The organism is Arthrobacter sp. 05N429 (genome assembly GCF_056397045.1).
Genome location: NZ_JBFTMQ010000013.1, coordinates 1 through 24128, shown reverse-complemented (window position 1 = coordinate 24128; position 24128 = coordinate 1). Strand labels below are relative to the sequence as shown.

The window sequence follows — 24128 nt, the reverse complement described above, 5'->3', positions numbered from 1 at the left end:
CCTTCGAAGGAGCCGATCATGGCTGACATCTCCATCTCCCACCTTGTCAAGACATACCCCGGCGGCGCAGGCCGCGCCACCGACGATGTCTCCCTGGACATCAATGACGGCGACTTCACCGTCCTGTTGGGTCCCTCAGGCTGCGGCAAGACCACGCTCCTGAGGATGCTGGCGGGCCTGGAGCTCCCTGACTCCGGCTCGGTCTCGGTCGGCGGCCGCGACGTCACCTACCTGGCGCCGAACAAACGAAACATGTCCATGGTCTTCCAGTCCTACGCCGTGTTCCCGCACCGCAAGGTCCGGTACAACATCGGCTTCGGACTGCTGATGGCCAAGGTGGACTCCAAGGAAATCGAACGGAAGGTCCAGTGGGCCGCCGACCTCCTGCAGCTCACCCCTTATCTCGACCGGCTTCCCGCCCAGCTCTCGGGGGGCCAACGCCAGAGAGTTGCAGTGGCACGGGCCATCGTGATGGACGCCGATGTCCTCCTCATGGACGAACCCCTATCCAACCTGGATGCCCTGCTCCGCATGACGTTCCGCTCTGAGTTGAAGAAGATTGTCAAGGACCTCGGAACCACCACTGTCTACGTCACCCATGACCAGAGCGAGGCCTTATCCCTGGGCGACCAGGTGGCCGTGATGCGAAAGGGCCGCATCGCCCAGCTTGGGGATCCCCTGGACGTCTATGACGCACCGGCCGACAAATTTGTCGGCGGGTTCATCGGCTCGCCGCCCATGAACTTCATCAGCGCCGCAGTCACCGGGAACGGCGACTCGCTGCGTCTCGGCGACCAAAATCTGTTCGCACCCTCGATGCTGCGCTCCTTCGCCAACGCGGACATCGTCCTTGGCGTCCGAGCCGAAAACATCGGAGTGGCCACAGACCGGTCCTCTGGCGACGTCCCGGCAACTGTGTTGGTTGTCGAACCGATGGGCTCCACAGTGCTCCTGACAGTCGACGTCGACGGCCAAACCATCAAGGTCCAGGCGCCGCCTACCTTCCGGACATCGCCGCACGAGACGATCTGGCTCACCTTTTCCCCGAACACCATGCGCTTCTACGACAGCGCAACATCCATGGCACTGGAGGCCAAGTGAACACTGCAACGACCGTCGGCGTCGAGGAACTGCGCCAATCCGCGATCGAGGTCCTGAAACTCAATGATCTCGGCACCATGACCAGCGCCGCACCCAACCTGTACCCGCACATGTGGAGCTGGGACGCGGCATTCGTGGCAATCGGACTTGCCCGCTACGACGTGCCGCGCGCCATCACGGAGCTCCGCACCCTGCTGGCGGCCCAATGGTCCACCGGAATGATCCCCCACATCGTCTTCAGCGAAAACTCCGCCGGCTACTTCCCGGGCGTTGACCGCTGGGGCACCGCATCCGCCGCAGCCCGCCCCGCCAGGTTCCAGAGCAGCGGCATCTGCCAGCCCCCCGTCCACGCCATCGCGGTGCGGCATATCGTCGACCGCGGCCGGGAAAACGGCGGAGCAGACCAGGAAGCGGCCGAAGCCTTCCTGCGCGAATCGATCGACGGCTGGCTGGCGTGGCACCGCTGGCTGGCCGAGGTCCGCGACCCGGACGGGGTTGGCCTGATTGAGATCCACCACGGCTGGGAATCGGGGTTCGACAACTCACCCCGCTGGGACGGCCCCTACTCCCGGATCGTACCCGGGCCGGTCGAGCCGTTCACCCGTCGCGACACACTCCACGTCGCCGATGCCAGCGAACGCCCCGACAATGCCGAATACACCAAGTATCTCTGGCTGGTCCAGCAGATGGCCTCGGTTGACTTCGATGACCGGGCGGTCCAGGAGATCATCGACTTCCGGGTCAGGGACGTCTTCTTCTCCGGCATCATGGCCGCTTCCAGTACCGTCCTGGCTGACCTCGCCGACGAGATCGGCCGCCGGGACGACGCCGAGCAGATGCGGGGCTACGCCCGGCGGTTCCAGAACGGTGTCGCGTCGAGCATCGACCCGGAAACCGGCCTGGCCCGTGACTACGACGTCCTTGCCGGCGAGTGGATTTCCACCCAGACGGTGTCCGGCTTCGCCCCCCTGGTCGCCGGCGGCGACCCCGCAGCCCTGGCCGTCCAGCGGAACCTCCTTCAGGGTCCGCGCTGGATGGGCTTCCCGGACCTGCGGTTCCCTCTGCCGACCTCCACGTCGCCGGCAAGCACCGCTTTCCGGCCCCGGACGTACTGGCGCGGTCCCGTTTGGCCGTTCCTAAACCTTCTACTTGGCTGGGCAGCGAAGCGTGACGGGCAGAACGAGCTGTTCGAGACCCTCAAGACCGCGTCGCTGCGCCAACTCGCGGACCTGAAGTTCGGTGAATACTACGAACCGTTCACCGGGGAACCGCTGGGCAGCCTGAACCAGGCATGGACAGCCGCCGCCGCCCTGGAATGGATCGGCGCCGACCGATGACCGCTCTCTTTGCGGAAGGCGGCATCCGAGCCCGCATCGACGAGGCAGTGGGCATCCTGCAGGCCGCCACCGCGAGGATCGCAGAGGACCGGCTGTGACCGCCGCGCACCAAAAGACCGTCATCGGGCTCGACATCGGCGGCACAAAAACGCGCGGCATCCGGATCGTGGACGGCTCCATCGCAGATGACCGATCCACGGGCAGCACCAACGTCCAGAACGTCAACCTTGAGGAAGCGGCCCGGCGGCTCGGCGGACTCCTGTCCGCCCTCGGTGCGTCCGACGCCGGCGCCGTCGTCGTCGGCGCCGGAGGGATAGACACCGATGCCGACGCCGAGCAACTCCGCCGGCTGATCGCTCCCCATGCCCCGCGCGCCGACGTCACCGTCATCCACGACACGCGGCTGATCCTTGCTGCCGGCGGTACGGACACCGGGATCGCCATCATCTCCGGAACCGGCTCAGCCGTCTGGGGAAACACCGCAACAGGGCAGACCAGCCGCGCAGGCGGCTGGGGATACCTCCTCGGGGATGAGGGCAGCGGCTACTGGTTCGGCCGGGAAGCTGTGCGGCACAGCCTCGACCGCGCGAACCGCGGACAGGACACCGACCTGCTGACCCGGGAGCTGCTTGGCTACTGCGGCCTCGCCGCACCGGAGGAACTGATCAGCCTTTTCCACGGCACCGCCGAACGCCACTACTGGGCCGATACCTCGCGGCTGGTCTTCGATGCGGCGGCGGCCGGCCACGGCCCCAGCCTCGCCATCATCGACGCCGGTGCCAGGCGCCTGGCCGAACAGGCGGCCGTCGTTGCAGCCCGGATCGGCGAGACAGGTCCGGTGGTACTCGGCGGCGGCCTGGTGACCAACCAACCTGGCTACGTGCAGAACATCAGGGAGCATCTGAAAGGCCACGGGCTCAGCGACGTCCGCGTGCTGACCCAGGAACCCGTTGTTGGAGTCCTGCACCTGATACGCGGCCGGACTGAAAGCCAGCCGTCCTCCAGGATCCGCCGCGACACTGAACGGTACGCGCGGGCCCGCTAGGATTATGAGCCGAAACAGGAGGCGGAATGACAACTGAACGAGTACGTGCAAGGATCACCGGCGCCACCTCGCACGGCAGCCTCCTGGAACTGATCAGGGCCACCGGGGGTATGTCACGGCAGCAACTGCTGGCCAGTACTGGCATGTCCAGGGCAACTCTGTACGAACGCCTCGAAGCCCTGTTGCGACGACACTTCATCTACGAGGCCGAAAGCATGGAGGCCACCGGCGGGCGCCGCTCACGCAAGATCCGCTTTGACGACCGTGGCCGCGTCGTCCTGGCGTTCGCCATGGGCCAGACCCACGCCACTGTGGCGGTTTCCGACACCAACGGGCTGGTGCTCCGGGCACGCACCGTTCAACACCTCATCAATGCTCCGGCGGAGGCAGTCCTTCAGCCCCTGATCCGGATCGGCGGAGAACTCCTCGACGCCGGAAATGACGAACAGCTGATCGGTATCGGCGTGGGAGTACCGGCTCCCGTTGAAGCGGACACAGGCTTCGTCGTCCACCCAACGACTATTCCCGGCTGGGAGCCGGGTGCCGTCATGACGGCGATGTCCGCCCGTTGGCCAGTGCCGGTCGTCGTCGAAAATGACGCCCGGGCCAGCGCGCTGGGCGAGTGCCGTGACGACTCCGACACCACCGTCTACGTCAAGATCGCCACTGGCATCGGTTGCGGCATTGTCGTTGAGGGTGCAATCCTTCGGGGCGCGCACGGCGCGGCCGGCGACATCGGCCACATCCACATCGCCTCCGGCGGGGCATTGTGCCGCTGCGGACGCCGCGGCTGCCTTGCCACCTTCAGTTCCGGCGGCTCGCTCCTGGACCGGCTTCGCAACGAAAAGATGAACACTCTCGATGACATCATTGCGGCCGCCGAAGCGGGCAATACAAGCGTGGAAGCAGCCCTGCTCTCCGCGGCGGATGTCCTGGGCGGTGCCCTCGCGGCCACCGTCACCACCGTCAATCCCAGCAAACTCGTGCTCGGCGGAAAAATCGGGACAATCCCCCTCTTCGCCAACCAGGTCCGTGACCGGGTCCTCCGGGACGTCGTCGACCGGATCTCCTACGGCCTGACCGTCACTGCGGGCCTGTCCGGTGACACTGCCGCCGTCGACGGACTTACCCGGCTCGTCGTCCGCAAGGTCTACTCCGCCAAAGCGATCGATGCGCTGCTCAACGACCTCGTTCCGAGCGCATAAACGGGGTGCAAGTCATTGCGCCAGCTTCCTCTTTCGCCTCAGAATGGCCGCTAGTACCCGATAACCCTCTTGACGCACTATGGCATCCAGATCAAGGGCCGTTACGGTGGCTCCATGAGGGACAGGATGCTCCCGATCATATGCGGGACGACAGAGTTCAATGACGCCCTCGACCAATACGAGACGGAAGGCTGGCGCCGTGCGGAAACTGATCTACGGCATGAATCTGACCCTGGACGGCTACATCGCCGCGGTCGGCGACGACATCGGCTGGGGCGGGCCGAGCGACGAATTGTTCCAGTGGTGGCTCGACCAGGAGCAGGCTAGCAGCCTGTCGCTGTACGGGCGCAAGCTCTGGGAGACAATGAGCTCCTACTGGCCCACTGGCGACCAGCAACCCAACGCCACCCCGGCGGAGATCGAGTTCGCGCGGAACTGGCGGGACACGCCAAAGGTGGTGTTCTCCTCGACGATCGACAAGGTCGACTGGAACACCCGTCTGGTCACCGGCGACGCGATCGCCGAGATCACGCGCCTCAAAGCCGAGGACGGCGGCCCGATGAGCGTCGGCGGCGCAACGCTCGCCGGGGCTGCCATGCGGGCCGGGCTGATCGACGAATACGCCCTAGCCACCCATCCGGTCCTGGTGGGCGGCGGTACCCCGTTCTTCACCATGCTGGACAGCTGGGTGAACCTGAACCTGGTAGAGACGCGGACGTTTCCCGACGGCGTGGTCCTGACCCGGTACGAGACGAGGCGCTGAGCGCAATTCCTTCGCGTGGTCGGGGAAGTACTCCCTCCAGATCGTTGTCGCACCTCATCAGGCTTGTGCCTGACAGGACTGCTGGCGGCGCGGCGTCAGCCAGTTAGTGAGATTGCCCTGCGCCGGACGTGTTCCAAGCGCGCGACGAAGCCTGCTGGCACCTGATCGGGCAGTTCGTCGATCGGGAACCATCGGACGTCGTCGCTTTCATCGCTCACGGCGATCTCGGCATCAGGGTCGATGGTCGCAGCGAATCCAACATCCCAGTGGGCGGTGCAAGAGAATCCCGTGTGCAGATCGTGGCGGTCAAGATCAACGATCGCGGTAGATAGCAGGACGACGTCGACAATTCCGGATTCCTCGCGGGCCTCCCTTTGGGCGGCTTCCGCCACCGACGCGTCCTTCGACTCGATGTGCCCGCCGAACTGCACCCAGAACTGCCCCTTGCGATGGAAGCACAGAAGAACACGATCGAATGCAGGCGAAAAGACGAAGCAGGACCCTGTGACATGCTCCGGGCCGCCATCGCGACGCAACGCCGCATCCCCGGCAGAGGTCACGAACCGTAGATATGCGTCTCGCGAACTGGACTCGGGAACTTCCTGGAGGCTGGCGAGCAGATCGTCAAGAGGCATGCTGCCACCTTGCCGCACGCGCCAAAGAACAGCTCAATCCCACGACAAACTGACCGGTGTCGGTTGTCTGATCAGCTGGAAGTGCACTCATCTAGCCCCCGAGGCGTTATCGGCTAGCTCGCTGACACATCGATCAGCACCTTGCCGATGATGCTCTCTTCCACCGCCGCGTGGGCCGCAGACGTGTCAGCCAGGTCAAAGCGATGCAGCGGCAGGCCTGCGGTCTCTCCCACCGGAAGGGCGCCGTCGGCGATGGCCGCATTGATGTCGTCGGCGGCGTCATGCACCGCCGCCATGCCAACGGTGTAGAGCAACACGAACTGGTAGCGGACGTTGAGGCTGAAGTGCCTGCGCACGTCCAGGGTCACCTGATCGCCGCCGTTGTTGGCGTAGACCGCGATGGAGCCGCGGTTGCGGATTACCGCCAGGTCGAGTTCCGCGTTCTGCGCCGGCGCCACCTCCACGATCTGGTCCACGCCCTCGGGAGCGATCCGACGGATCTCCGCGGCCGCGTGGCTTTCCCGGTAATTGATGACGTGATCAGCACCGGCGGCCGTGGCCAGCGCAGCCTTCGCCGGTCCACTCACGGTCGTGATCACAACAGCGCCGGCCCACTTGGCGAGCTGAATCGCCGCATGGCCCACGGCGCCGGCCCCTCCAGAAACAAGAACTACCTTGCCGTCCAAGGCTCCCGGGCGCAGCCGCCGCGGGCCGTCCTCGGCGATGGTTAGGGCCCTGTGGGCGGTGATCGCGGGAACGCCCAGGCTTGCGCCGAGGTCGAACCCGGCGTTCTCCGGCAGCGGAAAGACCCGCTCGGCCGGCAGGACGGCGAACTCCTGGGCTGTCCCGCCGTCGGCGCGCTGGTAAGCGGCCAAGGCCACCCAGACCCTGTCACCGACGCGGAGACGCTCGACGCCGGGTCCGACGGCGTCCACCGTTCCGGCACCGTCTTGGTTCGGCACGACCTCCGCGAAGGGCAAGGGCTCCCCTGGTCTGGCGCCGCGGCGCGACTTCCAGTCGGTGGGGTTCACCGCAGAGACCATGATCCGCACGCGCACCTCCCCGCGCCCCGGGTCGCGGACCTCGCGGTCAACGAGTTCGAGGACAGACGGATCACCCGTGGCACGGTACACGATTGCTTTCATACTCAGACCTAACGCCGGCCCGGACCGAAAATTCCCGCCGCGTCGCGATAAACTGGACCGATCATGATCGGTGCCCCGCTCCGTCTTCTGGTCTGGTTGGTCATCCTGGCGACCCTCCTCTCGGCCTGCGCGCCAACGATCAGACTCGATGTGGCCACCACGGATCCACCGATCCCGACCTCCTCGGCCCCGCCGGCCGCACGCGATGACGTCCCCGCTCCTCACGGGCCCCTGTCCCCCACCCCGACGCCGGCTCCCACGCAGCCCCCGGCGCCCCAGGCGTTCGCCCTCAACCTCTACCAGGAGGGGGACTTCGTGCCGCAGTACACCTTTGACTGGTGTGTGGCGGCGAGCATCCAGATGATGCACAACCTCATCGACGACACCGGGGCCGGCACGTGGACCGATCGCGTCCAGCAGGGGGAGCTCTGGGAGATGGCCCGGGCCCGGTCGTTCAACTCGTTCAACGGTGCCAACCCCTTGGGTTGGGCGGAGGTGCTGACCGACGTCGGGATGGGGCCGTACGTCGTCGTGAGCGTCGCCGACTACGAGCAGGCGCTGCAGACCGCGGCGCGCGCCATTGCCGACACGGATCGGCCGGTCGGGCTGGTCATGTGGCACGGCCGCCACGTATGGGTGATGAGCGGATTCGAGTCACTCGGCGACCCCGACCAGTTCCCGGAGTTCCCGGTCACCGGCATCCGTGTCCAGGATCCGCTCTACCCGTACGGCGACGACAAGTGGGGACCGTCCCCCGCGCCCAACGCCCTGCTAACCCCCGAACAGCTGGCGACGCAGTTCGTCGTCCGCGAGCCGCGACGCTGGAGCAGCGATATGCCGACCGGCTACATGCTGGTGCTGCCGATCGCCAATGCCTGATCAGCCCCACCCGAGGAGGTCACCATGACGGTCACTTTCAACCACACCATCGTTTACGCAACGGACAAGCGCCATTCGGCGGAGTTCCTGGCCAACGTGCTCGGACTGCCGAAACCCCGGGCCATGTGGTCTTTCATGACCGTGCCCCTCGACCACGGAGTGGCCCTCGATTTCGCCACGGCAGACGGGCCAATCTCCCCGCAGCACTACGCATTCCTGGTCAGCGAGGAGGACTTTGACGGAATATTCGCAAGGATTCAGGCCCAAGGCATCCCCTACTGGGCAGACCCGGGACGGTCCCGCCCGCAGCAGATCAACCACAACGACGGCGGACGTGGCGTCTATTTCGCGGATCCTGACGGACATTTCCTCGAAGCGATCACGCGTCCGTACGGATCGGGTGCTGCATGAACACTTGGGTCGCATCCCGGGACGGTCCCGAGTGACCGGCAGCACGCCTACCGGTCTTGGTCCGGGTGCCGACGTCGTCTGCACGAAGTGTCCACACTCGTCTGCACATCCCGTTACATGTCCATATTGGCGACACCTTCTACGAGCTGGCTATGACCGTTAGTGGTCCTTCGTCGTTAGTCGGAACCTCGAAGTGGTCGAAGTACTCGGCCGCCAGTTCCTCGGTCAAGCTGAAGTTGTCCGGGTGGTTCGTCCCCCGGGCACGAATGCGGGCCAGGACCTCGTCTCGAGGCGTGGCCAGATAGATGGTCTCGGCCTCCACTCCCAGCGGCCTAAGCAGACGGCGGTATTCCTCCCGCATGCTTAGGGACCAGAACGAGAAGTCGAGAACCACGTCTTCACCTGACTCGATAAGGGCGACCAGGCGTGCCCGGAGTGCTGCATCAATCTCGCGTTGATATTCCAACCCGAGGGGCATGGTGCGCAGTCCCATCTGCCACGCAGCGTTGTCGACAGAGAGCCGGGTCATTCCATCAGCTTCCAGTTGCCGAGCGATCGTGGATTTACCTGCGCCGGCTGGGCCGCACATGAAAACGACTCGACTCATTCCACGATCGTACGGGCCAAAGGAGCGCTCATGGCGGAGCAGCGTGGCATGCCCATCTGAAAGAAACCCTGATGGAACCAACCGTGGGTGGGCTCAACTGAAACTGCGTTTCATCAACCGGCGAGCCGCGAAGTGGGCCAAACTCAGACTGCAGAACCGGTCCCCACACAAACTGCCATAATCACCTGCGACGGTGATCGCCGAAAGGGCCGAGGAAGCCCTCGCCGCTGCCCGGCTTCCTGGGCAATAGCCGGCCACGGGGCGGAACGCCCTCCATGACCTATTTTCGGTCAGGGCCCAGACGGGGAAACAGCGCCTCGGAGTTGCCGCGGTCTATCGCCGCGCGCACTCCGGGATCCAGCGGGTAGTTCTCATACTGCATGTTCAGGAAATCGATCGCCGCGGAGGGGGCGAACGGGAAGTCAGTGCCGTATGTGATGCGATCCGGGTCAGCTACCTCGAGCAGGCTGGGCAACGCCGCCGGGCTGGCGGACAGGGCGACGTCGTAATAAAAACGCCGCAGGACGAACTGCTTCTTGTCTCCCAACGCAGCCAGCGCGCTGAGAGCCAGATCCTTGTCGAGGACAGGTTTCGGTGATGTCTCAGTAAGCGATCCTTGGGCGGGCGCTGTTTCCGCACACCGACGGACATGCTGTCTGGATTCCGTAGGGCCGAAAGTCGCCGGTGGCTGGACTAAGCTCCATGCAATGACATTGTGGCGCTGTGTGGTGCCACGTCTATTGGGGGTAGAAAAGCGTGAAGCATCAAAGTCTGAGGACTGCCGCAGCGGTGACGGCGGTCCTTTTCCTGGGGGCGGCACCGGCCGTGGGGGCTCCTGCCGAGATTCTCGACGTCGGCGGGACACCCCTCGGGGTAGTGGTTGGCAGTGACGGCACAGCGTACGTGGGCGATTACGGCACCGGCGGGATTCGGGTGATACCGCCGGGAGCGTCCCGGCCTTCGCGCACGCTCAGTACGGGTATCAATGTCTCCGGGATCGCATTGGCCTCGGACGGCACGTTGTACGTGGCACAGCAGGACAGTGCCTTGGGTGAGGCAGTGGTGGGTGTCATCCCGGCCGGGGCGGCGGGTGTCGTACGGAGCATTCCGGTGTCGGATGGGAACCATCTGATTGCCGTCGGACCCGATGGGACGGTCTTCGTTCCGAACCCTGCCGAGGGCACTGTGTCGGTCATCGCGCCCAATGGATCGGCGGTGGACCGCATTGTCACGGTCGGGGCAGGCCCGGTGGAAGTGGCGGTCACGAAGGACGGCACCGCGTTCGTGACGAACCAGTACGGCGGGACGGTTTCGGTGATCCCGGCCGGGGCGAACACCGTCTCGCGGACCATCCAGGTCAGCTCCACGCCTGGGAGGACAGAGAACCCCCACGGCATCGCCGCCGGCCCGGACGGGACTATCTATGTCACCAACATCAGTTCCAATGATGTCGCTGTCATCAAGCCGGGCGCCGACACCGTGGCCTACCGCATCTATGTCCCGGGCGGACCCACGGAGGCCGCCGTCGGGCCGGACGGGACCCTCTACGTGGCCAGCGCCCTGAGTCCAGCCCTGTCCGTAATACCGCCAGGGGCCACAGCGACCGGCCCCTCCATCCCGACAGGGAGCAACCCCGGTCGCCTCGCGGTAGCTCCGGACGGGACCATCATCGTGACGACCCCGGGCAGCGGCGCGGGAAACGGTTCCGTGGCCCGCTACGCCACGGCCGCTGCAGTTGCGGCTTCGGCCCCCGCCCCAGCCTCGGCACCGGTATCCGCCGCGACCCGACCCGACGACGCGGCGACAACCCCGTGGAACTCCCCGGCCGGAATCGCTGGAACGGCCGGAGCAGCAGCTCTCGTCATCGCCCTGCTCATCGTGGCCACGCAACGCCGGCGAATGGCGTCCCTTCGCGACCGCGCCAGCGGGTCAGAGGAACACCCCGCCGATCACCACAGCGCAGGTTTCTGGAGCGGGCACGCCGATGCAGGCCAAAGCAAGTGATCTGGCCCGAGCGGGCTTAACCGGCTGTCCCGAGCTGATGTGGAAAACCCGGACAGTAAACCGTAGCCACAGCTATCCGCGGTTCCACGCCACGCTTTCACCAACTTCGGATGGGCAGTTCGGTCGCAGGCAACGGTGTGCAGAGGTCGGAGGGGTCGCCAGCTATCTATATATGGCACGCTTCACCCCGCCGAAAGAAGTCAGTCCGAGCCACGATCGTCGCAAACAGGAAATGGCGGAAACACATGCCGCTAGAGTTCATGGACATGCTGGCGAAGCCCACTCTTGGTTTCAGCCAGGCACTACTCTCAAATGCGAACCCGGAGTCAGTCCTGAATCGCTGCGCCTGCACGCCGAGTGGTATCGATAGAGTCCGGTAGAGGGATCCCCATACGGACATGTAGTGGGACGTGCAGACGAGTGTGGACATTCCGTGCAGCCGACTTCGAAAACTGGCAGCTCCTGAAGCCCCGGACGATCCCGCCCGCCTGTCTCACTAATAGATCGTATTTGAGATGGAAGGTGTCATCTTCCCACTAGAAGCCTTCTGCACTAACCACTAGACGGCGGTTCCCATACCTAAGCCAAACCCTCAATTGGCGTGCCCTTGGCGTACTCCAGGGGCACGAACTGTGTGACGTCGAAGGTCATGGACGAACACAGTGAGCGCGGCCGCGTTGCGAGGGTTTTCGGCGAGGCCGACAAGCTGGGAGGCTATGGCGGCGAGTTTTGTGTTGGTGTGGTTGCTGTGGACGGAGAGCAGGGAGAAGGCTGCATCGGCATTGATGCTGAGCCGTCCCATGAGGATGCCCAGGGCTCGTTCGATGACGGCGCGGGCGCGGACGGCTCCGGCGACGGCATCCCTGGCGGCCCGTTCAGTTTCGGCGCGGACCGTTGAGGTCAAGTCGACCATGATTCCCGTGATGGAGGAGAGCCTGCCGTTCGCGTCGAGGACGGCCTCCCCGGTCGTCAGAACCCTGTGTTCGCGCTGGTGGGAGTCGATAAGGCGGTGGTAGCTGGCGAAGTGCCCGCCAGCCTTGCCCAGACCGGCATTCATTTCCAGCAGTTTCGCCCTGTCGTCCGGGTGCTTGTGCGCCAGGGCGAGTTCAAGGGTGGGCACGATTTCTCCCCGCTGGTATCCGTGGATCCGGTAGAGCGCATCGGACCATGTCATCACCCCGGTCACGGCATCGATGAAAAAGGTCCCCGCGGTGCAGTCATTGGCCCCCAGCGCGCTGGAGTAGGTGAACATGCCGTCCAAAGAACTCATATTGTCCGCATGAGACCGTCGTAGGACTCCCCCGGCATGGGGCAAAGATCGGTGATCAAACCCATTCCGGCACACTCACGGACGACACGGATATCCTCGACAGCCGACGCCCTGTCCGGGAACGGGCCCGATACCCCCACGACCGTCCCATCGGCAGCCTTCAACCTAAACCCAAAAGCCAGGTTCCCGTCGTGAAAAAGCTCGAACGCTCCGGTCATAGTTACCCCTCTGGACGCCCGGTGAAAAGCCCAGGGCGACGTCATCAACTCCGAAGGCAACGCTGTGCTCCGGTTGGCCCGGTAACGGGAGAGGGCGTACCCCCTGTGGCCCCAGCCCCACCCACTTCTACGGTACGGACGAGCCCACGTACGGGCGAGTAGGCGGCTGCCAGCCAGGAAGACCGGCGGACGGGTTCGGACAAATCGTCCAAGTTCCTCCGATGCCACGGGGAAGGTTTGCGCAGTCAGCTTCTGAAAATGACAAATCCCGACACTCCTGAGAGCCGTTGAAAAGCGGCGCGCCCATCTCAGTAATCCATCGATTACTGAGACGGTCGGGCCGCTTTCTACGTGGCGTCAGGGTGTGACTGTTAATCCAGAATGGCGGTTTTTCCACAGCTCGGTTTGGCGGTTCAGGTGCCCTCAGGCGGAACCGTCGGCGACTGGAAGGCCCGCGCCCGCCAAGTAATTGGTGATGATGCTGTTGAACACTTCTTCTGGTCTCTTGGGGTCGGGTTGCCCGGTGAGTGCGCCCGCCAGCAACGGGTAATTTCCGGACTGGACTACATCGGACAGGTACTGCAGGCGCGCGTTCGCACCGTCGCGGCCCGTCCCGGAGCTGTCGGCTGATGCGTGCTCATTTTGTACAAATGCGGAGGTGATGGCGGTCATCATGGCCACGGTCTGCAGCTTGGCGGGCCCGGGCATGTCCACCGGCTCCATTGCGGACAAGGCACGCTCCAGATATCGGAGTGCGTTGGGGCCCATTGAGGGCCGGGTCAGCAGCAGCGGAGCCAGCCACGGGTGCCGGTGCATAATGGCCCGGCCTTGCCGTGCCAGATTCAGCAGCTGGATCGGTGGTGGTTCATCGGAGGGGTCAAGGTCGTATTCACTACTGACCGTGTCAACGATGAGTTCGATGAGCTCGTCGTGGGATTTCAGATACCGGTACAGGGACGCCCCGCCGGCTCCGATGCCGGCGGCCACGCGGCGGATGGACACCGCCGTCAGGCCGTCCCGGTCGGCGATATCGATCGCCGCCGCGGCAATCCCCGCGCGTGAGTGCTCTGGTTTGGGCCCGACACCGGAACGCTCCGGCCGCAGCCAGATATCAACGCGGTCATGAGAGGGCATACCTGTTCCGCCTTTCGTCTAGCCGCCTGGGTTAGGTTCCATACCTATTCCACTATATTCTTGATTGCGAACAGTGATCGCAATCAAGCGGAATGAGGAATGTCATGCGGGTACTCATGATTACGCCAGGGACCCGAGGGGATGTCGCCCCGATAGCCGGGCTCGGCAGCAGACTTCAAGCCCTGGGCTTTGACGTCGCAATCGCGGCGAATGCCGCCTATGCCCCGCTGGTCACCGCAGCCGGGTGTGAGTACCGCGAACTGCGCGGTGATATGAGCCACCTGGTCAGCCCCGCCGCGCCAGGTAAGAAGGCCACGGGCGCGGATCTGCGCACGTACATGCGCGAACTCGGTGACTACATGGACTTGGCCGCGACCGGCACCCTTGCCGCGGCCGAGGCCGGCGCCGACGTGATCCTGGCCAATGCGATCGCCCCCTATGCCTACGATGTTGCGGAGGCCCTCGGTGTCCCCGCCATCGGTGCCCACCTGCAGCCGACCGAGCCCAGCACCGCCTACCCTCCCGTGGTTCTGGGGACCGCCCGCAGTCTGGGGCCGGTCGGAAACAAGCTGCTCGGTTCACTGATATCAGCGGGAAAGGCACCCTACGACGCCCCGAGCGCCCGGATCCGCCAGGTGCTCGGCTTACCCAAAACGGCCCGGTCTGCGTCCGACCGTAGCCGGAGGAAAGCCAACAGTCCCGTTCTCCACGGCATGAGCCGCACCATATTCCCACGCCCGGCGGACTGGCGATCCGGACTCACCATGACCGGCTACTGGTGGCCAGAAGTCGAGCCGGGCTGGCAGCCACCTGCGGAGCTGGTCGAATTCCTCGCGGACGGACCGCCCCCGGTGTTCATCGGCTTTGGTAGCAGTGCGGCCCTGGACGCAGACTTCATGCTCGACGCCGCGCACCGTGCGAGGGTTCGCGCGGTACTGCAGGGCGTGCAGGGTGCCTCCGGACCCGATGCCATCAGCATCGGTGCTGTTCCGCACGAATGGCTGTTCCCGCAGATGGCCGCGGTCGTCCACCATGCCGGAGCGGGGACCGCCGCGGCGGGGCTGCGCGCCGGTGTGCCGACGGTCAGCGTGCCGATATATACGGACCAACCGTTCTGGGCCGCACGGATCACGTCCCTCGGCGCGGGCCCGCAACAGGTCCCCTACAAGGAACTCACCACCGAACGGCTGGCCGACGCCATCACGCAGGCCACCACGACGCCGGCCTACGCCGCACGAGCACGCCAACTGGCAGCAATGCTCGCAACGGAAGACGGAACCGCGCCCGTCGCGACAGCGCTGCGGGCCGCTGCTAAGCAGATGTAGGCGTTCCAAAAACGGTCGTTTATGAGGGTCCACGCCTGCATCCTCATCCAGTGGGGGTGTCTGATAGACACTGCCACGGCCCGTCCTGCCTGCGTAGCGTGGTGGATATGGAAAGAAAAGAAGAAATCCGTGACTTCCTGATCTCGCGGCGCGCGAAGATCACCCCGGAGCGGGCCGGCATCCCCACCTATGGCGAGCTGCGCCGCGTGCCGGGCCTGCGCCGTGAGGAAGTGGCCCAGCTCGCCGGGGTAAGCACGGACTACTACACGCGGCTGGAACGCGGCAGCATCCGCGGCGTTTCAGACTCAGTGCTCGACGCTGTCGCTTCCGCCCTTCAGTTGGATGAGGCAGAGCGGACGCATTTGATGGACCTGGCGAGGACGGCCAACACGCCATCCCGGCGCGCGGCGCGCCGGCCACCACAGCAGCGGGTCCGTCCCGGAATATTACGGTTGCTGGACGGGATGACCGGAGCAGTCGCCATGGTGCAGAACGGACGTTCGGACGTGCTGGCCGCCAACCCGTTGGGCCGCGCGTTGTACGGGCCGGTATTCGAGTCCGCAGCAGCTGCTGGTGCGGGGACTCCCGGCTGGCTGCCGAATCAGGCACGCTACCTTTTCCTCGATCCGGGCGCCGGGGACTTCTACCCCGATTGGCCCGCGATCGCCGCCACCACGGTGGCGATGCTGCGCTCGGAAGCGGGGCGGCATCCCCACGACCGGGCATTGAACGAGCTGGTCGGCGAGCTGACGACACGCAGCGGGCTGTTCGCCGCCTTGTGGGCCGGCCATGACGTGCGGATCCACACCACGGGAAACAAGCGCTTCCATCATCCGGTCGCTGGAGACTTGTCGCTGCAGTTCGAGACGCTTCACCTTCCCGGCGATGAGGGACAAACCCTGTTTACCTTCACCGCCGAGCCCGGCTCAGCCTCCGAGACCGCGCTGGCGTTCCTCGCCAGCTGGGCGGCATCGCCTCCCGAAACAACCACCACCAGCGGAGCTTCCCCGGATCTGCGCTCCCACGCGCGGCCCGGAACACTTAACCCAGGAAAGACAGAACATGACTCAACAAGACAACGCCAGGACCGAGCAGAAGGTCTGGTTCATCACCGGCGCTGGCCGCGGTATGGGCACTGACATCGCCAGGGCGGCCCTGGCCGCCGGACACGCAGTGGTCGCCACCGGACGCAACCCGGAAAAGGTAGCCCATGCCATCGGCCCGCGCGAGGACCTGCTGGCAGTGAAACTGGACGTCACCGACCCCGCCGACGCGGCCGCCGCCATCCAGGCCGCAGTGGACCGGTTCGGCCGGATCGACGTGCTTGTCAACAACGCCGGCAACTTCTACGCCGGCTTCTTCGAGGAAATCACCCCGGAGGACTTCCGGAGACAAGTCGAAACCACCATGTTCGGACCCATGAACGTCACCCGCGCGGCCCTGCCGGTCCTGCGTGCCCAGGGCTCAGGCCTCGTGGTGACCATCTCCTCGACCGCCGGCATCGCCGGCGGAGAGTTCCTGACCGCCTACGCCGCCTCGAAGTTCGGCGTGGAGGGCTGGGCCGAGTCGCTGGCCCCCGAAGTCGCCCCATTTGGCATCCGCACCATGATCGTGGAACCGGGATTCTTCCGCACCGAACTGCTCACCCCGGAATCCACCAGCTACGCTGCATCCACCATCGAGGACTACGCCGAGCGCACCCGGCAGACGGTCACAGCTTGGAAGGGCATGAACGGCCTGCAGGGCGGGGACCCTGCCAAACTCGCCGACGCCCTCATCCAACTGGCCGAGCTGGACGAGCCGCCACTGCGCTTCGCTGCCGGAGCCGACGCCGTCGGAGTCTTCGAGACCAGGGCCAAGGAACTCCAGAACCAGGCCGAAGCCCACCGCGAACTCTCCAGCAACCTCGCCCACGACAACGCCTAACACCCCCTAATGGCGCCGGCCGCGTCCCCGAACCCAGGGCGCCGGCCGACCGCCCAAGTCAATTCCGTGGGACGCACGTGGCTAGCGCCTGCCCAAAAACCGGCTCCCGCCGATCCTCCAGCGCCGAGATGTGGGCCATGCCCACCTCCCAAGCCTGAGAACCACACCGAAAGGAAAAACAACATGAAGAACGCACGCCTCGGAGGCTTGGAAGTCTCCCGCATCGGTCTCGGCGCCATGACCATGGCCGGTACCTACACCAGCGAGGGGGCCCTGGATAACGCGGAGTCGATCCGCACCATCCACCGGGCACTCGAGCTCGGGGTCACCCACATCGACACCGCGGAGATCTACGGGCCGTTCCTGAGCGAGGAGATCGTCGGCCAGGCCATCAAGGGCCGTCGCGACCAGGTCAAGATCGCAACGAAGTTCGGCCTGGTCTCCCATTCCGGCGGCGGCCCCGGCATGATCGACAGCAGCGCCGCCAACGTGAAGGCCGCCGTCGAGGGCTCCCTCAAGCGCCTCGGCACCGACCACATCGACCTGTACTACCAGCACCGGATCGACCGGGGCACCCCGATCGAGGAGACCGCCGGTACGGTCGCGGACCTGATCGCCGAAGGCAAGGTGCTGCACTTCGGGCTGTCCGAGGCCTCACCGGGGACCATCCGCCGGGCACACGCCGTGCAGCCGGTCTCGGCGCTGCAGACGGAGTACTCGCTGTGGACCCGCGACGTGGAGGCGGAGATCCTGCCGCTGTTGCGCGAACTCGGCATCGGTTTCGTCCCGTACTCACCTCTCGGCCACGGCCTGCTGACCGGCCAGATCCGCTCCGTCGACGACTTCTCCGACGACGACTGGCGCAAGACCAACCCGCGGTTCACCGGCGAGAACTTCCGCCGCAACCTCGCGATCGTCGACGAGGTGAAGGCCATCGGCGCCGAGATCGGCGCGACCCCGGCGCAGACCGCCCTCGCATGGCTGCTGACCCGCGGGAACGACATTGCCCCGATCCCCGGCACCCGCCGGGTCACCCGGGTCGAGGAGAACACCGAGGCCGACGGTATCGAACTGACCGGTGACCAGCTGGAGCGCCTGAACGCCCTCCGGCCCGCCGCCGGGGAACGCCAGGACGAGGCCAACATGGCCTCCATCGACCGCTGATCCGAAGGGGCAGAACATGAAATGGACAGCTGAGCAGCTCAAGACGATCGCCGAGACCGAGGACCTGTTTGCCTCCCCGTTCCGCGAGGATGGCACCACCCACGGCACGCCCAACCAGACCCGGGCGCTTGTCGTCGGCGGCGCCGTCTACGTGCGTGCGGCACGACCATCCCAGGCCGGCACCAACGCCGGCTGACGGCTAACCAGCACGAAGACAAGGGGCGCGGATGCCCGATCCGCGCCCCTCTCTGCGTCCGCTCCCCGCTCGCAAGCCCGCCCCAACTCCCCCAGGAGACAGGAAGACCATGACTAACTCCGCCGTAACCCTCACAGAATGGGCCGCTCGCCCACCGGAACCGGCTGCGCCCACGCGGTTCCCGTGGGCGCCGATCCTGGTGCTCGGGTTCGCCTGGTTCCTCGCCGTCGCCATCGAACTCAGTCCGGCCGGGCTGCTCGGAGGCATCGCGGCCGACTTGAACATCAGCACCGCGGCCGCCGGAACGCTCACTACGTCCTACGCGCTCGGCAACGCGATCCTGGTGCTCACTCTGACCGCGCTGGCCCTGCGCTTCTCGCGGCGCAGCGCACTCAATGTCGTCATGGTCACTTTCGTCGCCAGCAACGTCATCGTCGCCCTGGCCCCGACTCTGGTCGCCGCCGACGTGGGACGGTTCCTGGGCGGCGCCTGCTATGCGCTGATCTGCACCCTCTTCCCGGCAGTCGCCGTTCGCATCGCCGGGCCCCGGCACGCCGGGAAGGCCATCACCGTTGTCTTCGCCGCCACCAGCCTTGGCATTGCGCTCGGTGCACCGCTTGCATCGTTGGCGGGAAACGCCTTCGGTTGCGGGTCACGTTCATCGCTGCTGCCGTGCTTGCCCTGATCGCAGGCGTGCTGATGTCCCTTATCGTCCCCTCCGTGCGCGAACGCCAGAAGGAGGGTCTGTCGTTCATTCAGACGGCCCGGCTGCCCGGTGTGCTGCGGGTCGCAATCGGCTGGGCACTCGTCATGCTCGCCCACTTCGTCGTTCTCACCTACATTGATGCCTATCTCGAGGACCTCGGAATCCCGAAGTACATCACCAGCGTCACCCTGTTCCTGATCGGGGCCAGCGGACTCGTCGGCACGATCCTGATCGGCCGACTCTCCTCCCGCTCGGTGTACGCCGCCCTCGCGGCGGCGCCCACCACCGTCGCCGTCGGGTTCGCCGTGCTCTTCTTCAGCGGCGGGACCCTCATCATCGTTCTCATCGCCGTCGCACTATGGGGGCTGGGCCCCCTAAAGTGTGGAAAGAGACCGAACTTCATGATTGGCCATAATTTCAGCCCCTGATAACTACTTGGTCTTCTCCTTGTCCTGGCCACCTTCCTGAGAGGAACCGTGAAGAACCGCCAAATGGCATGGGGATGGGCGGTTATGGCGCCATGGCTGGGGGTGGCAGTAGCTTTGGAATACTCTTCCTCGAAGCAGCCGAGGTACCGGAGGTACCGCTGATGCAAGGCTTGACCACGTCATTGGTTCTGATCGCCTTGCTGGCTGTCGCGGCGCCCCTTGCGGCCCGCGTTCTTGATCGTGTGGTCAGGGTGCCGATCGTGGTGTTCGAGATTGTCCTCGGAATCCTGCTCGGCCCCAGCCTGTTGGGGTGGATCCAATCCACCGAGTTCATGGATACACTGGCCGAATTCGGGCTGGCGATGCTCTTCTTCGTTGCCGGCAACGAGATTGATTTTGCCGTAATCCGCGGCCGGCCCGCCAACCGTGCGTCTGCGGGCTGGGTCATCTCACTGGCGGCAGGCATTTGCGTTGGCCTCGTCCTAGCCCCCACGCCGGAGGCTGCGGTGATCATCGGCGTCGCCTTGTGCTCCACAGCTCTGGGCGCCCTGCTGCCTATCCTTCGCGACGCCGGCGAATCGAAATCCCCGATCGGTATCGCGGTCACCGCACTGGGTGCAGCCGGTGAGTTTGGTCCACTGGTTGCGATCTCGCTGTTCTTTAGTGGCAGGCAGTTGGGACCGGCAACTGCAGTACTCCTCGGGTTTGTTCTCCTGACCGGCCTGGCGATTTATCTCGCATCGCGCGCACAGCACTCACTGCTCCACTCCCAAGTCTCCAGGACCCTCCACACCAGCGGCCAGTTTGCCATACGGTCCATCATGTTCATCCTCAGCGTGCTCGTCGTGCTCAGCATGGTCTTGGGACTCGACATGCTGCTGGGTGCATTCGCCGCTGGAGTCCTCTGGAAGGTTGCCATCGCCCGCGCTCCCGAACAAGACCGGAAGATCATCGAGACGAAAATCGACGCCATCGCATTCGGATTCCTCGTGCCAATCTTCTTTATCGACACCGGCATAGACTTCGACCTAGGAGCGCTAACCGCCAGCCCGGCCGCTCTCGCGTTGGTCCCTCTGTTTCTGCTCCTCCTGCTCATCATCCGCGGTCTGCCGTCGTTGCTCGCTTCTCCCCCCAACTCCACTGCTGCCGACAAACGGGCCATCATACTGTTTGGGGCAACGGGGTTGCCGATTATCGTCGCGGTGACAGCCATTGGCCGGGACGAGGGGCTCATCTCAAGCGGAATCTCATCCGCACTCGTTGGAGCAGGAATGCTCTCGGTACTCCTGTTCCCGCTGCTCGCACTTCGCCAGCTTCAACGCAGACCATCGGCGACCCCAACGCGGCCACAGGATATCCCGTAGGAGACCGGACCAGGCGACACCACCGTGACTTTCGACGGCCAAGGCCGAGGACGACGGGGCGTTCTGGTTCGACCGGCCGCTCTGCACCGCGCTGTTTCAGGTACCGTACAGGGTTGCACTGGACCAGCCTGGGCTGCATGTCCCGAAGTGTCGTCTTCGCCGTGCCGGTAACCCTGGTCCTTACAGTCGTCTGCACAAACCGTCGTTAGAACTGGCAATGCGTGCCGAGTCTGTCTGGGCGGCTTTGAGCGCGCCGGCGTGCTTGAAGGGTTCCGCCAGTGCTTTATCTGCCTGCTCGACGCGCGACCCGGTACGGTTCACACCGCCATCGAGCGGGTGGTTAGGCTGGTTGGATGGCGACAGTTATCCTCGTGCGGCACGGCCGCACCACAGCCAATGCCACTGGACTGCTGGCCGGCCGGGCCGTCGGCGTCAGCCTGGACCAGATCGGGCGTGACCAGGCTGCTCTGACCGGAGACCGGCTCGCGGCCGTGCCCGTAGTCGGGGTGGTGTCGAGCCCTCTTGAGCGTTGTCAGCAGACCGCCCAGCTCATCCTCGATCGCCAGGCTGGCACGCCGTACGCGCCGGTCGATCTCGATCTCACCGAGTGCGATTACGGCCGGTGGCAGGGCCGCACGCTCAGTGATCTCGCGGCCGAGGATTTGTGGCCGGTGGTGCAGTCGCAACCGTCCGCCGTCGTCTTTCCCGGCGGTGAATCCATGGCCGCGATGCAGGCTCGGTCAGTGGCAGCGATTCGACGCCACGATGCCGCCTTCGAAGCCGAGTACGGGCCAGGGGCCGTGTGGGTGGCGGTAAGTCACGGTGACATCATCAAGTCAATCCTCGCCGACGCGCTCGGCATGCACCTTGACCTGTTCCAGCGTATTAACGTGGGCCCCGCCTCCGTATCGATCGTGCGCTACGGCGCCAGTCGGCCGAGCGTCTACGCGACCAACACCGACGCGGGTGATCTGTCGTGGCTGTCGAACGGCATCCACACTGGCGATGCGCCGGTGGGCGGCGGTGCAGGCCAAAAGGCGCCATGAACCTCATGTGCCTAAAATACTGACATGCCTACACGTGTTCACGAGTTTTCCTGGCCTGATCGGGTCGTCGTTGGCACCATTGGCCTTCCGGGGGCGCGTACGTTCTACCTGCAGGTGCGCGCAGGGACGCAGATCGTGAGTATTGCCCTGGAGAAGCAGCAGTCGGCTCTGCTCGCGGACATGATCGACGAAATTCTCGACCAGCTCATCACCGTCGAGGGCAACCCTTTCAGCGTTCCCACGAGTACTCCTATTGAACTTGTCGACAATGACCAGCTCGAGGCCGTTCAGGAGCAGTTTCGCACCGGCGCCATGAGCTTAGGTTGGGACCCAACCACGGCCCAGGTCGTAATGGAGGCCTACCCCATCACCGATGTCGATGCCGATGTCAACGACGAATCGCTTGATGAGGACGGCGCGAACGAGCCCGAAATGCTGCTGGTGCGAATGCCGGTCGGCACCGCCCGCGCATTCACCAAGCGCACACGTGAGATCGTGGGCGCCGGGCGCCCGATGTGCTCGCTCTGCGGTTACCCCATAGACCCCGACGGGCACACCTGCACCCTTCCCGAGGTCTGATGCCAGCACCGGACCTAGTAACCGCCGAGCTGACGCTCACCGGCCGCATCACGACGGCTTCAAACGCTACATTTCTGGGTAGCATCGGCGACGTGGTGGTCGTCTACAAGCCGATAGCAGGCGAAAGTCCGCTGTGGGATTTTCCCCACGGCACCCTGGCTCACCGGGAGGTGGCCGCCTACCTGGTCTCGCAGGTCTTCGGCTGGGACATCGTGCCGCACACCTGGCTGCGCGATGGTCCGATGGGCGAAGGAATGGTGCAGCTCTGGCAGGAGCAAGACCCCGCCCAAAGCGCCGTCAACGTGGTATCGACGGACCACGTGCCGGAGACGGGCTGGAAAAGCGTTCTCGAGGGACGAGATGAAAACGGACGGATGGTCGCCCTCGTTCACGAAGACTCGCCGGCGCTCAGACGCATGGCGGTGTTCGACATGGTCGTCAACAACGCCGACCGCAAAGGCGACCACATTCTTGCCATGACCGACGGACACCGGCACGGCGTGGACCATGGGCTCACCTTTCACCGTGACCACAAGCTGCGCACGGTGCTGTGGGGATGGCTGGGAGACGCTCTGACCGCCGAGGAACGCGACGGCATCGATCGTGTCAGCGAAGGACTGCACGGTGGGCTGGGCCGAAACCTGGCGGACTTGCTCAGCGCCGAAGAAATCGCATCGCTCGCCGCGCGCTGCGCCCGGTTGCGCTTGGCAGGGCGGTTTCCGGCTCCGAGCGGTGAAATGTCGGCGGTGCCCTGGCCGCTGTTCTAAGGGAATCACGGCTACGACCGGACTCCTCAATGTGATACGCCCTCGTATCCACGAACGACCGCCGCGATCGTACCGGCGATCGGTAAGGATCCGGTCTGGGTCGTCGCCGCGCTGCTCGCCAGCATGCGTCGACGCCGGGGAGGCCGAGATCGCCGGGATCTGATTGAGGGCAACGTGGCCAGCTCCCGCCGCCAAAACAGCGAGGACAGCCAGGACAGCGACGCCGGATACGCAGAAGCCGGATGCGGCGGTGACGGGAAAAATGATGGCTGCGGCGGCGGGCCAACTTTTGGGAAGGCCATGGCAGCAAAGCCCACCGGTTCCTGCAAATCGCCCTCGAGGCCGGCCCGCCTACCGACCGGCCAGGCCCAGCGAGCTCGTGATCAGCTCCGGATCGGTTGCCATCTCATGCCGTTCCCTCCGCATTCCTGCATGAACAGGTATCAGAGCGGCAATTCCGGACCGGCCGCAAACCTCGGTCGATCTCAAGAACAATCAGCAAGTCATGTCGTAAGCGTCCCTAGCCACCATCATGCCGACAAGGCACGGGTCACCGCTTGGAAGAGGCGAACCCCGGTACGTCAGCGGAACCTGAAAAACTGCGCCGTCGTTTGCAACGAGACCCTTGGATTTTGGTTTTCCCCACACTTCTCCGCCAGGCGTGTGTCTCAGTTTCACCGCTCCAGTGGTGACGAGTATTCATCGCTCTCCCCCAGTGCCAGTAGGGACGCGATTGCTTTTGATGTGGGGTCATTGTGGGAGTTCAGACGCCAGGAAACCCTTGCCACGGAATCAGTAGGCGCAGCAGCAGTTCCACGTCGGGAGGCACTCATCATGGCTGCACTTACTTCCTTCCTATATCGCTCCCACAAA

The 24128-nt window shown here is 65.0% G+C and carries 25 protein-coding genes and 1 pseudogene; 18 read left to right on the top strand and 8 right to left on the bottom strand.

Annotated features, from left to right (window positions below):
- Nucleotides 1–18 precede the first annotated feature (18 nt).
- The 5 genes from AC1DF4_RS16685 (at nt 19) to AC1DF4_RS16665 (ending at nt 5451) form a co-directional block, all read left to right on the top strand.
- The gene (locus AC1DF4_RS16685) at nt 19–1101 is read left to right on the top strand and encodes an ABC transporter ATP-binding protein (RefSeq protein ID WP_476913925.1); all 1083 of its coding nucleotides are present in this window, start codon (nt 19–21) and stop codon (nt 1099–1101) included.
- The gene (ggh, locus tag AC1DF4_RS16680; protein ID WP_476913924.1) at nt 1098–2438 is read left to right on the top strand and encodes a glucosylglycerate hydrolase; all 1341 of its coding nucleotides are present in this window, start codon (nt 1098–1100) and stop codon (nt 2436–2438) included. Before AC1DF4_RS16685 ends, ggh begins: the two co-directional genes overlap by 4 nt.
- Nucleotides 2439–2532: 94 nt before the next feature.
- Complete coding sequence (locus AC1DF4_RS16675; protein WP_476913923.1) at nt 2533–3483, top strand: N-acetylglucosamine kinase; 951 nt, start codon at nt 2533–2535, stop codon at nt 3481–3483.
- Nucleotides 3484–3509: 26 nt separating this feature from the next.
- On the top strand, nt 3510–4688 hold the full coding sequence (locus AC1DF4_RS16670; protein WP_476913922.1) for an ROK family protein: 1179 nt from the start codon (nt 3510–3512) through the stop codon (nt 4686–4688).
- 199 nt (nt 4689–4887) lie between these two features.
- The gene (locus AC1DF4_RS16665) at nt 4888–5451 is read left to right on the top strand and encodes a dihydrofolate reductase family protein (RefSeq protein WP_476913921.1); all 564 of its coding nucleotides are present in this window, start codon (nt 4888–4890) and stop codon (nt 5449–5451) included.
- Between the two features lie 95 nt (nt 5452–5546).
- Here AC1DF4_RS16665 and AC1DF4_RS16660 read toward each other — a convergent pair whose 3' ends face one another.
- Nucleotides 5547–6086 carry an NUDIX hydrolase gene (locus AC1DF4_RS16660; protein WP_476913920.1) on the bottom strand — a complete coding sequence of 180 codons (540 nt, stop codon included), beginning with the start codon at nt 6084–6086 and terminating at the stop codon, nt 5547–5549.
- Between the two features lie 113 nt (nt 6087–6199).
- Nucleotides 6200–7231 carry an NADPH:quinone reductase gene (locus AC1DF4_RS16655; protein ID WP_476913919.1) on the bottom strand — a complete coding sequence of 344 codons (1032 nt, stop codon included), beginning with the start codon at nt 7229–7231 and terminating at the stop codon, nt 6200–6202.
- A 63-nt stretch (nt 7232–7294) separates the two neighbouring features.
- Between AC1DF4_RS16655 and AC1DF4_RS16650 the strand changes: the two genes are divergently transcribed.
- Nucleotides 7295–8110 (top strand): hypothetical protein, encoded by an 816-nt coding sequence (locus AC1DF4_RS16650; protein ID WP_476913918.1) that lies wholly within the window; start codon nt 7295–7297, stop codon nt 8108–8110.
- 24 nt (nt 8111–8134) lie between these two features.
- A complete protein-coding gene (locus AC1DF4_RS16645) occupies nt 8135–8521 on the top strand; it encodes a VOC family protein (RefSeq protein WP_476913917.1) in 387 nt (128 codons plus the stop codon).
- A gap of 139 nt (nt 8522–8660) precedes the next feature.
- On the opposite strand, the gene AC1DF4_RS16640 is transcribed toward AC1DF4_RS16645, so the two are convergent.
- Entirely contained in the window at nt 8661–9110 is a 450-nt protein-coding gene (locus tag AC1DF4_RS16640) for a P-loop nucleotide/nucleoside kinase family protein (protein ID WP_476914001.1), read from the bottom strand.
- Nucleotides 9111–9408: 298 nt separating this feature from the next.
- Complete coding sequence (locus tag AC1DF4_RS16635) at nt 9409–9675, bottom strand: amidohydrolase family protein (protein WP_476913916.1); 267 nt, start codon at nt 9673–9675, stop codon at nt 9409–9411.
- A gap of 242 nt (nt 9676–9917) precedes the next feature.
- Between AC1DF4_RS16635 and AC1DF4_RS16630 the strand changes: the two genes are divergently transcribed.
- Complete coding sequence (locus tag AC1DF4_RS16630; protein WP_476913915.1) at nt 9918–11132, top strand: virginiamycin B lyase family protein; 1215 nt, start codon at nt 9918–9920, stop codon at nt 11130–11132.
- A gap of 592 nt (nt 11133–11724) precedes the next feature.
- Here the strand turns inward: AC1DF4_RS16630 and AC1DF4_RS16625 are convergent.
- The 3 genes from AC1DF4_RS16625 to AC1DF4_RS16615 form a co-directional block, all read right to left on the bottom strand.
- The gene (locus AC1DF4_RS16625) at nt 11725–12402 is read right to left on the bottom strand and encodes a PAS and ANTAR domain-containing protein (RefSeq protein ID WP_476913914.1); all 678 of its coding nucleotides are present in this window, start codon (nt 12400–12402) and stop codon (nt 11725–11727) included.
- Nucleotides 12399–12620 (bottom strand): YegP family protein, encoded by a 222-nt coding sequence (locus AC1DF4_RS16620; RefSeq protein ID WP_476913913.1) that lies wholly within the window; start codon nt 12618–12620, stop codon nt 12399–12401. The genes AC1DF4_RS16625 and AC1DF4_RS16620 overlap by 4 nt, the downstream gene beginning before the upstream one ends.
- 423 nt (nt 12621–13043) lie before the next feature.
- Complete coding sequence (locus AC1DF4_RS16615; protein WP_476913912.1) at nt 13044–13754, bottom strand: TetR/AcrR family transcriptional regulator C-terminal domain-containing protein; 711 nt, start codon at nt 13752–13754, stop codon at nt 13044–13046.
- A gap of 104 nt (nt 13755–13858) precedes the next feature.
- Here AC1DF4_RS16615 and AC1DF4_RS16610 point away from each other — a divergent pair, with 104 nt between their 5' ends.
- The 10 genes and pseudogenes from AC1DF4_RS16610 (at nt 13859) to AC1DF4_RS16565 (ending at nt 23255) form a co-directional block, all read left to right on the top strand.
- Nucleotides 13859–15079 carry a glycosyltransferase gene (locus AC1DF4_RS16610; protein ID WP_476913911.1) on the top strand — a complete coding sequence of 407 codons (1221 nt, stop codon included), beginning with the start codon at nt 13859–13861 and terminating at the stop codon, nt 15077–15079.
- 107 nt (nt 15080–15186) lie between these two features.
- Nucleotides 15187–16218, top strand: a complete 1032-nt coding sequence (locus AC1DF4_RS16605) for a helix-turn-helix transcriptional regulator (protein ID WP_476913910.1) — start codon at nt 15187–15189, stop codon at nt 16216–16218.
- The gene (locus tag AC1DF4_RS16600) at nt 16142–17005 is read left to right on the top strand and encodes an SDR family oxidoreductase (RefSeq protein ID WP_476913909.1); all 864 of its coding nucleotides are present in this window, start codon (nt 16142–16144) and stop codon (nt 17003–17005) included. The genes AC1DF4_RS16605 and AC1DF4_RS16600 overlap by 77 nt, the downstream gene beginning before the upstream one ends.
- A gap of 183 nt (nt 17006–17188) precedes the next feature.
- On the top strand, nt 17189–18169 hold the full coding sequence (locus AC1DF4_RS16595) for an aldo/keto reductase (RefSeq protein WP_476913908.1): 981 nt from the start codon (nt 17189–17191) through the stop codon (nt 18167–18169).
- A gap of 16 nt (nt 18170–18185) precedes the next feature.
- Nucleotides 18186–18365 (top strand): hypothetical protein, encoded by a 180-nt coding sequence (locus AC1DF4_RS16590; protein ID WP_476913907.1) that lies wholly within the window; start codon nt 18186–18188, stop codon nt 18363–18365.
- Between the two features lie 31 nt (nt 18366–18396).
- Nucleotides 18397–19499, top strand: a pseudogene (locus AC1DF4_RS16585) (MFS transporter).
- A 161-nt stretch (nt 19500–19660) separates the two neighbouring features.
- Nucleotides 19661–20863, top strand: coding sequence for a cation:proton antiporter (locus AC1DF4_RS16580; RefSeq protein ID WP_476913906.1), 1203 nt, complete (start codon nt 19661–19663; stop codon nt 20861–20863).
- A gap of 353 nt (nt 20864–21216) precedes the next feature.
- Complete coding sequence (locus tag AC1DF4_RS16575) at nt 21217–21909, top strand: MSMEG_4193 family putative phosphomutase (RefSeq protein ID WP_476913905.1); 693 nt, start codon at nt 21217–21219, stop codon at nt 21907–21909.
- Nucleotides 21910–21933: 24 nt separating this feature from the next.
- Nucleotides 21934–22488: a DUF3090 domain-containing protein gene (locus AC1DF4_RS16570; RefSeq protein WP_476913904.1), complete on the top strand. Its 555-nt coding sequence runs from the start codon at nt 21934–21936 to the stop codon at nt 22486–22488.
- Nucleotides 22488–23255 carry an SCO1664 family protein gene (locus AC1DF4_RS16565; protein WP_476913903.1) on the top strand — a complete coding sequence of 256 codons (768 nt, stop codon included), beginning with the start codon at nt 22488–22490 and terminating at the stop codon, nt 23253–23255. The genes AC1DF4_RS16570 and AC1DF4_RS16565 overlap by 1 nt, the downstream gene beginning before the upstream one ends.
- A gap of 495 nt (nt 23256–23750) precedes the next feature.
- Here the strand turns inward: AC1DF4_RS16565 and AC1DF4_RS16560 are convergent, their stop codons facing one another.
- Nucleotides 23751–23903, bottom strand: a complete 153-nt coding sequence (locus tag AC1DF4_RS16560; protein ID WP_476914000.1) for a maltokinase N-terminal cap-like domain-containing protein — start codon at nt 23901–23903, stop codon at nt 23751–23753.
- Nucleotides 23904–24128 lie beyond the last annotated feature (225 nt).

Coding starts and splice junctions, on each gene's coding strand:
- AC1DF4_RS16660 (WP_476913920.1), bottom strand. CDS start 6,086: ATGCCTCTTGACGATCTGCTCGCCAGCCTCCAGGAAGTTCCCGAGTCC.
- AC1DF4_RS16590 (WP_476913907.1), top strand. CDS start 18,186: ATGAAATGGACAGCTGAGCAGCTCAAGACGATCGCCGAGACCGAGGAC.
- AC1DF4_RS16650 (WP_476913918.1), top strand. CDS start 7,295: ATGATCGGTGCCCCGCTCCGTCTTCTGGTCTGGTTGGTCATCCTGGCG.
- AC1DF4_RS16670 (WP_476913922.1), top strand. CDS start 3,510: ATGACAACTGAACGAGTACGTGCAAGGATCACCGGCGCCACCTCGCAC.
- AC1DF4_RS16655 (WP_476913919.1), bottom strand. CDS start 7,231: ATGAAAGCAATCGTGTACCGTGCCACGGGTGATCCGTCTGTCCTCGAA.
- AC1DF4_RS16580 (WP_476913906.1), top strand. CDS start 19,661: ATGCAAGGCTTGACCACGTCATTGGTTCTGATCGCCTTGCTGGCTGTC.
- AC1DF4_RS16600 (WP_476913909.1), top strand. CDS start 16,142: ATGACTCAACAAGACAACGCCAGGACCGAGCAGAAGGTCTGGTTCATC.
- AC1DF4_RS16565 (WP_476913903.1), top strand. CDS start 22,488: ATGCCAGCACCGGACCTAGTAACCGCCGAGCTGACGCTCACCGGCCGC.
- AC1DF4_RS16645 (WP_476913917.1), top strand. CDS start 8,135: ATGACGGTCACTTTCAACCACACCATCGTTTACGCAACGGACAAGCGC.
- AC1DF4_RS16575 (WP_476913905.1), top strand. CDS start 21,217: ATGGCGACAGTTATCCTCGTGCGGCACGGCCGCACCACAGCCAATGCC.
- AC1DF4_RS16620 (WP_476913913.1), bottom strand. CDS start 12,620: ATGACCGGAGCGTTCGAGCTTTTTCACGACGGGAACCTGGCTTTTGGG.
- AC1DF4_RS16625 (WP_476913914.1), bottom strand. CDS start 12,402: ATGAGTTCTTTGGACGGCATGTTCACCTACTCCAGCGCGCTGGGGGCC.
- AC1DF4_RS16610 (WP_476913911.1), top strand. CDS start 13,859: ATGCGGGTACTCATGATTACGCCAGGGACCCGAGGGGATGTCGCCCCG.
- AC1DF4_RS16605 (WP_476913910.1), top strand. CDS start 15,187: ATGGAAAGAAAAGAAGAAATCCGTGACTTCCTGATCTCGCGGCGCGCG.
- AC1DF4_RS16570 (WP_476913904.1), top strand. CDS start 21,934: ATGCCTACACGTGTTCACGAGTTTTCCTGGCCTGATCGGGTCGTCGTT.
- AC1DF4_RS16640 (WP_476914001.1), bottom strand. CDS start 9,110: ATGTGCGGCCCAGCCGGCGCAGGTAAATCCACGATCGCTCGGCAACTG.
- AC1DF4_RS16595 (WP_476913908.1), top strand. CDS start 17,189: ATGAAGAACGCACGCCTCGGAGGCTTGGAAGTCTCCCGCATCGGTCTC.
- AC1DF4_RS16615 (WP_476913912.1), bottom strand. CDS start 13,754: ATGCCCTCTCATGACCGCGTTGATATCTGGCTGCGGCCGGAGCGTTCC.
- AC1DF4_RS16685 (WP_476913925.1), top strand. CDS start 19: ATGGCTGACATCTCCATCTCCCACCTTGTCAAGACATACCCCGGCGGC.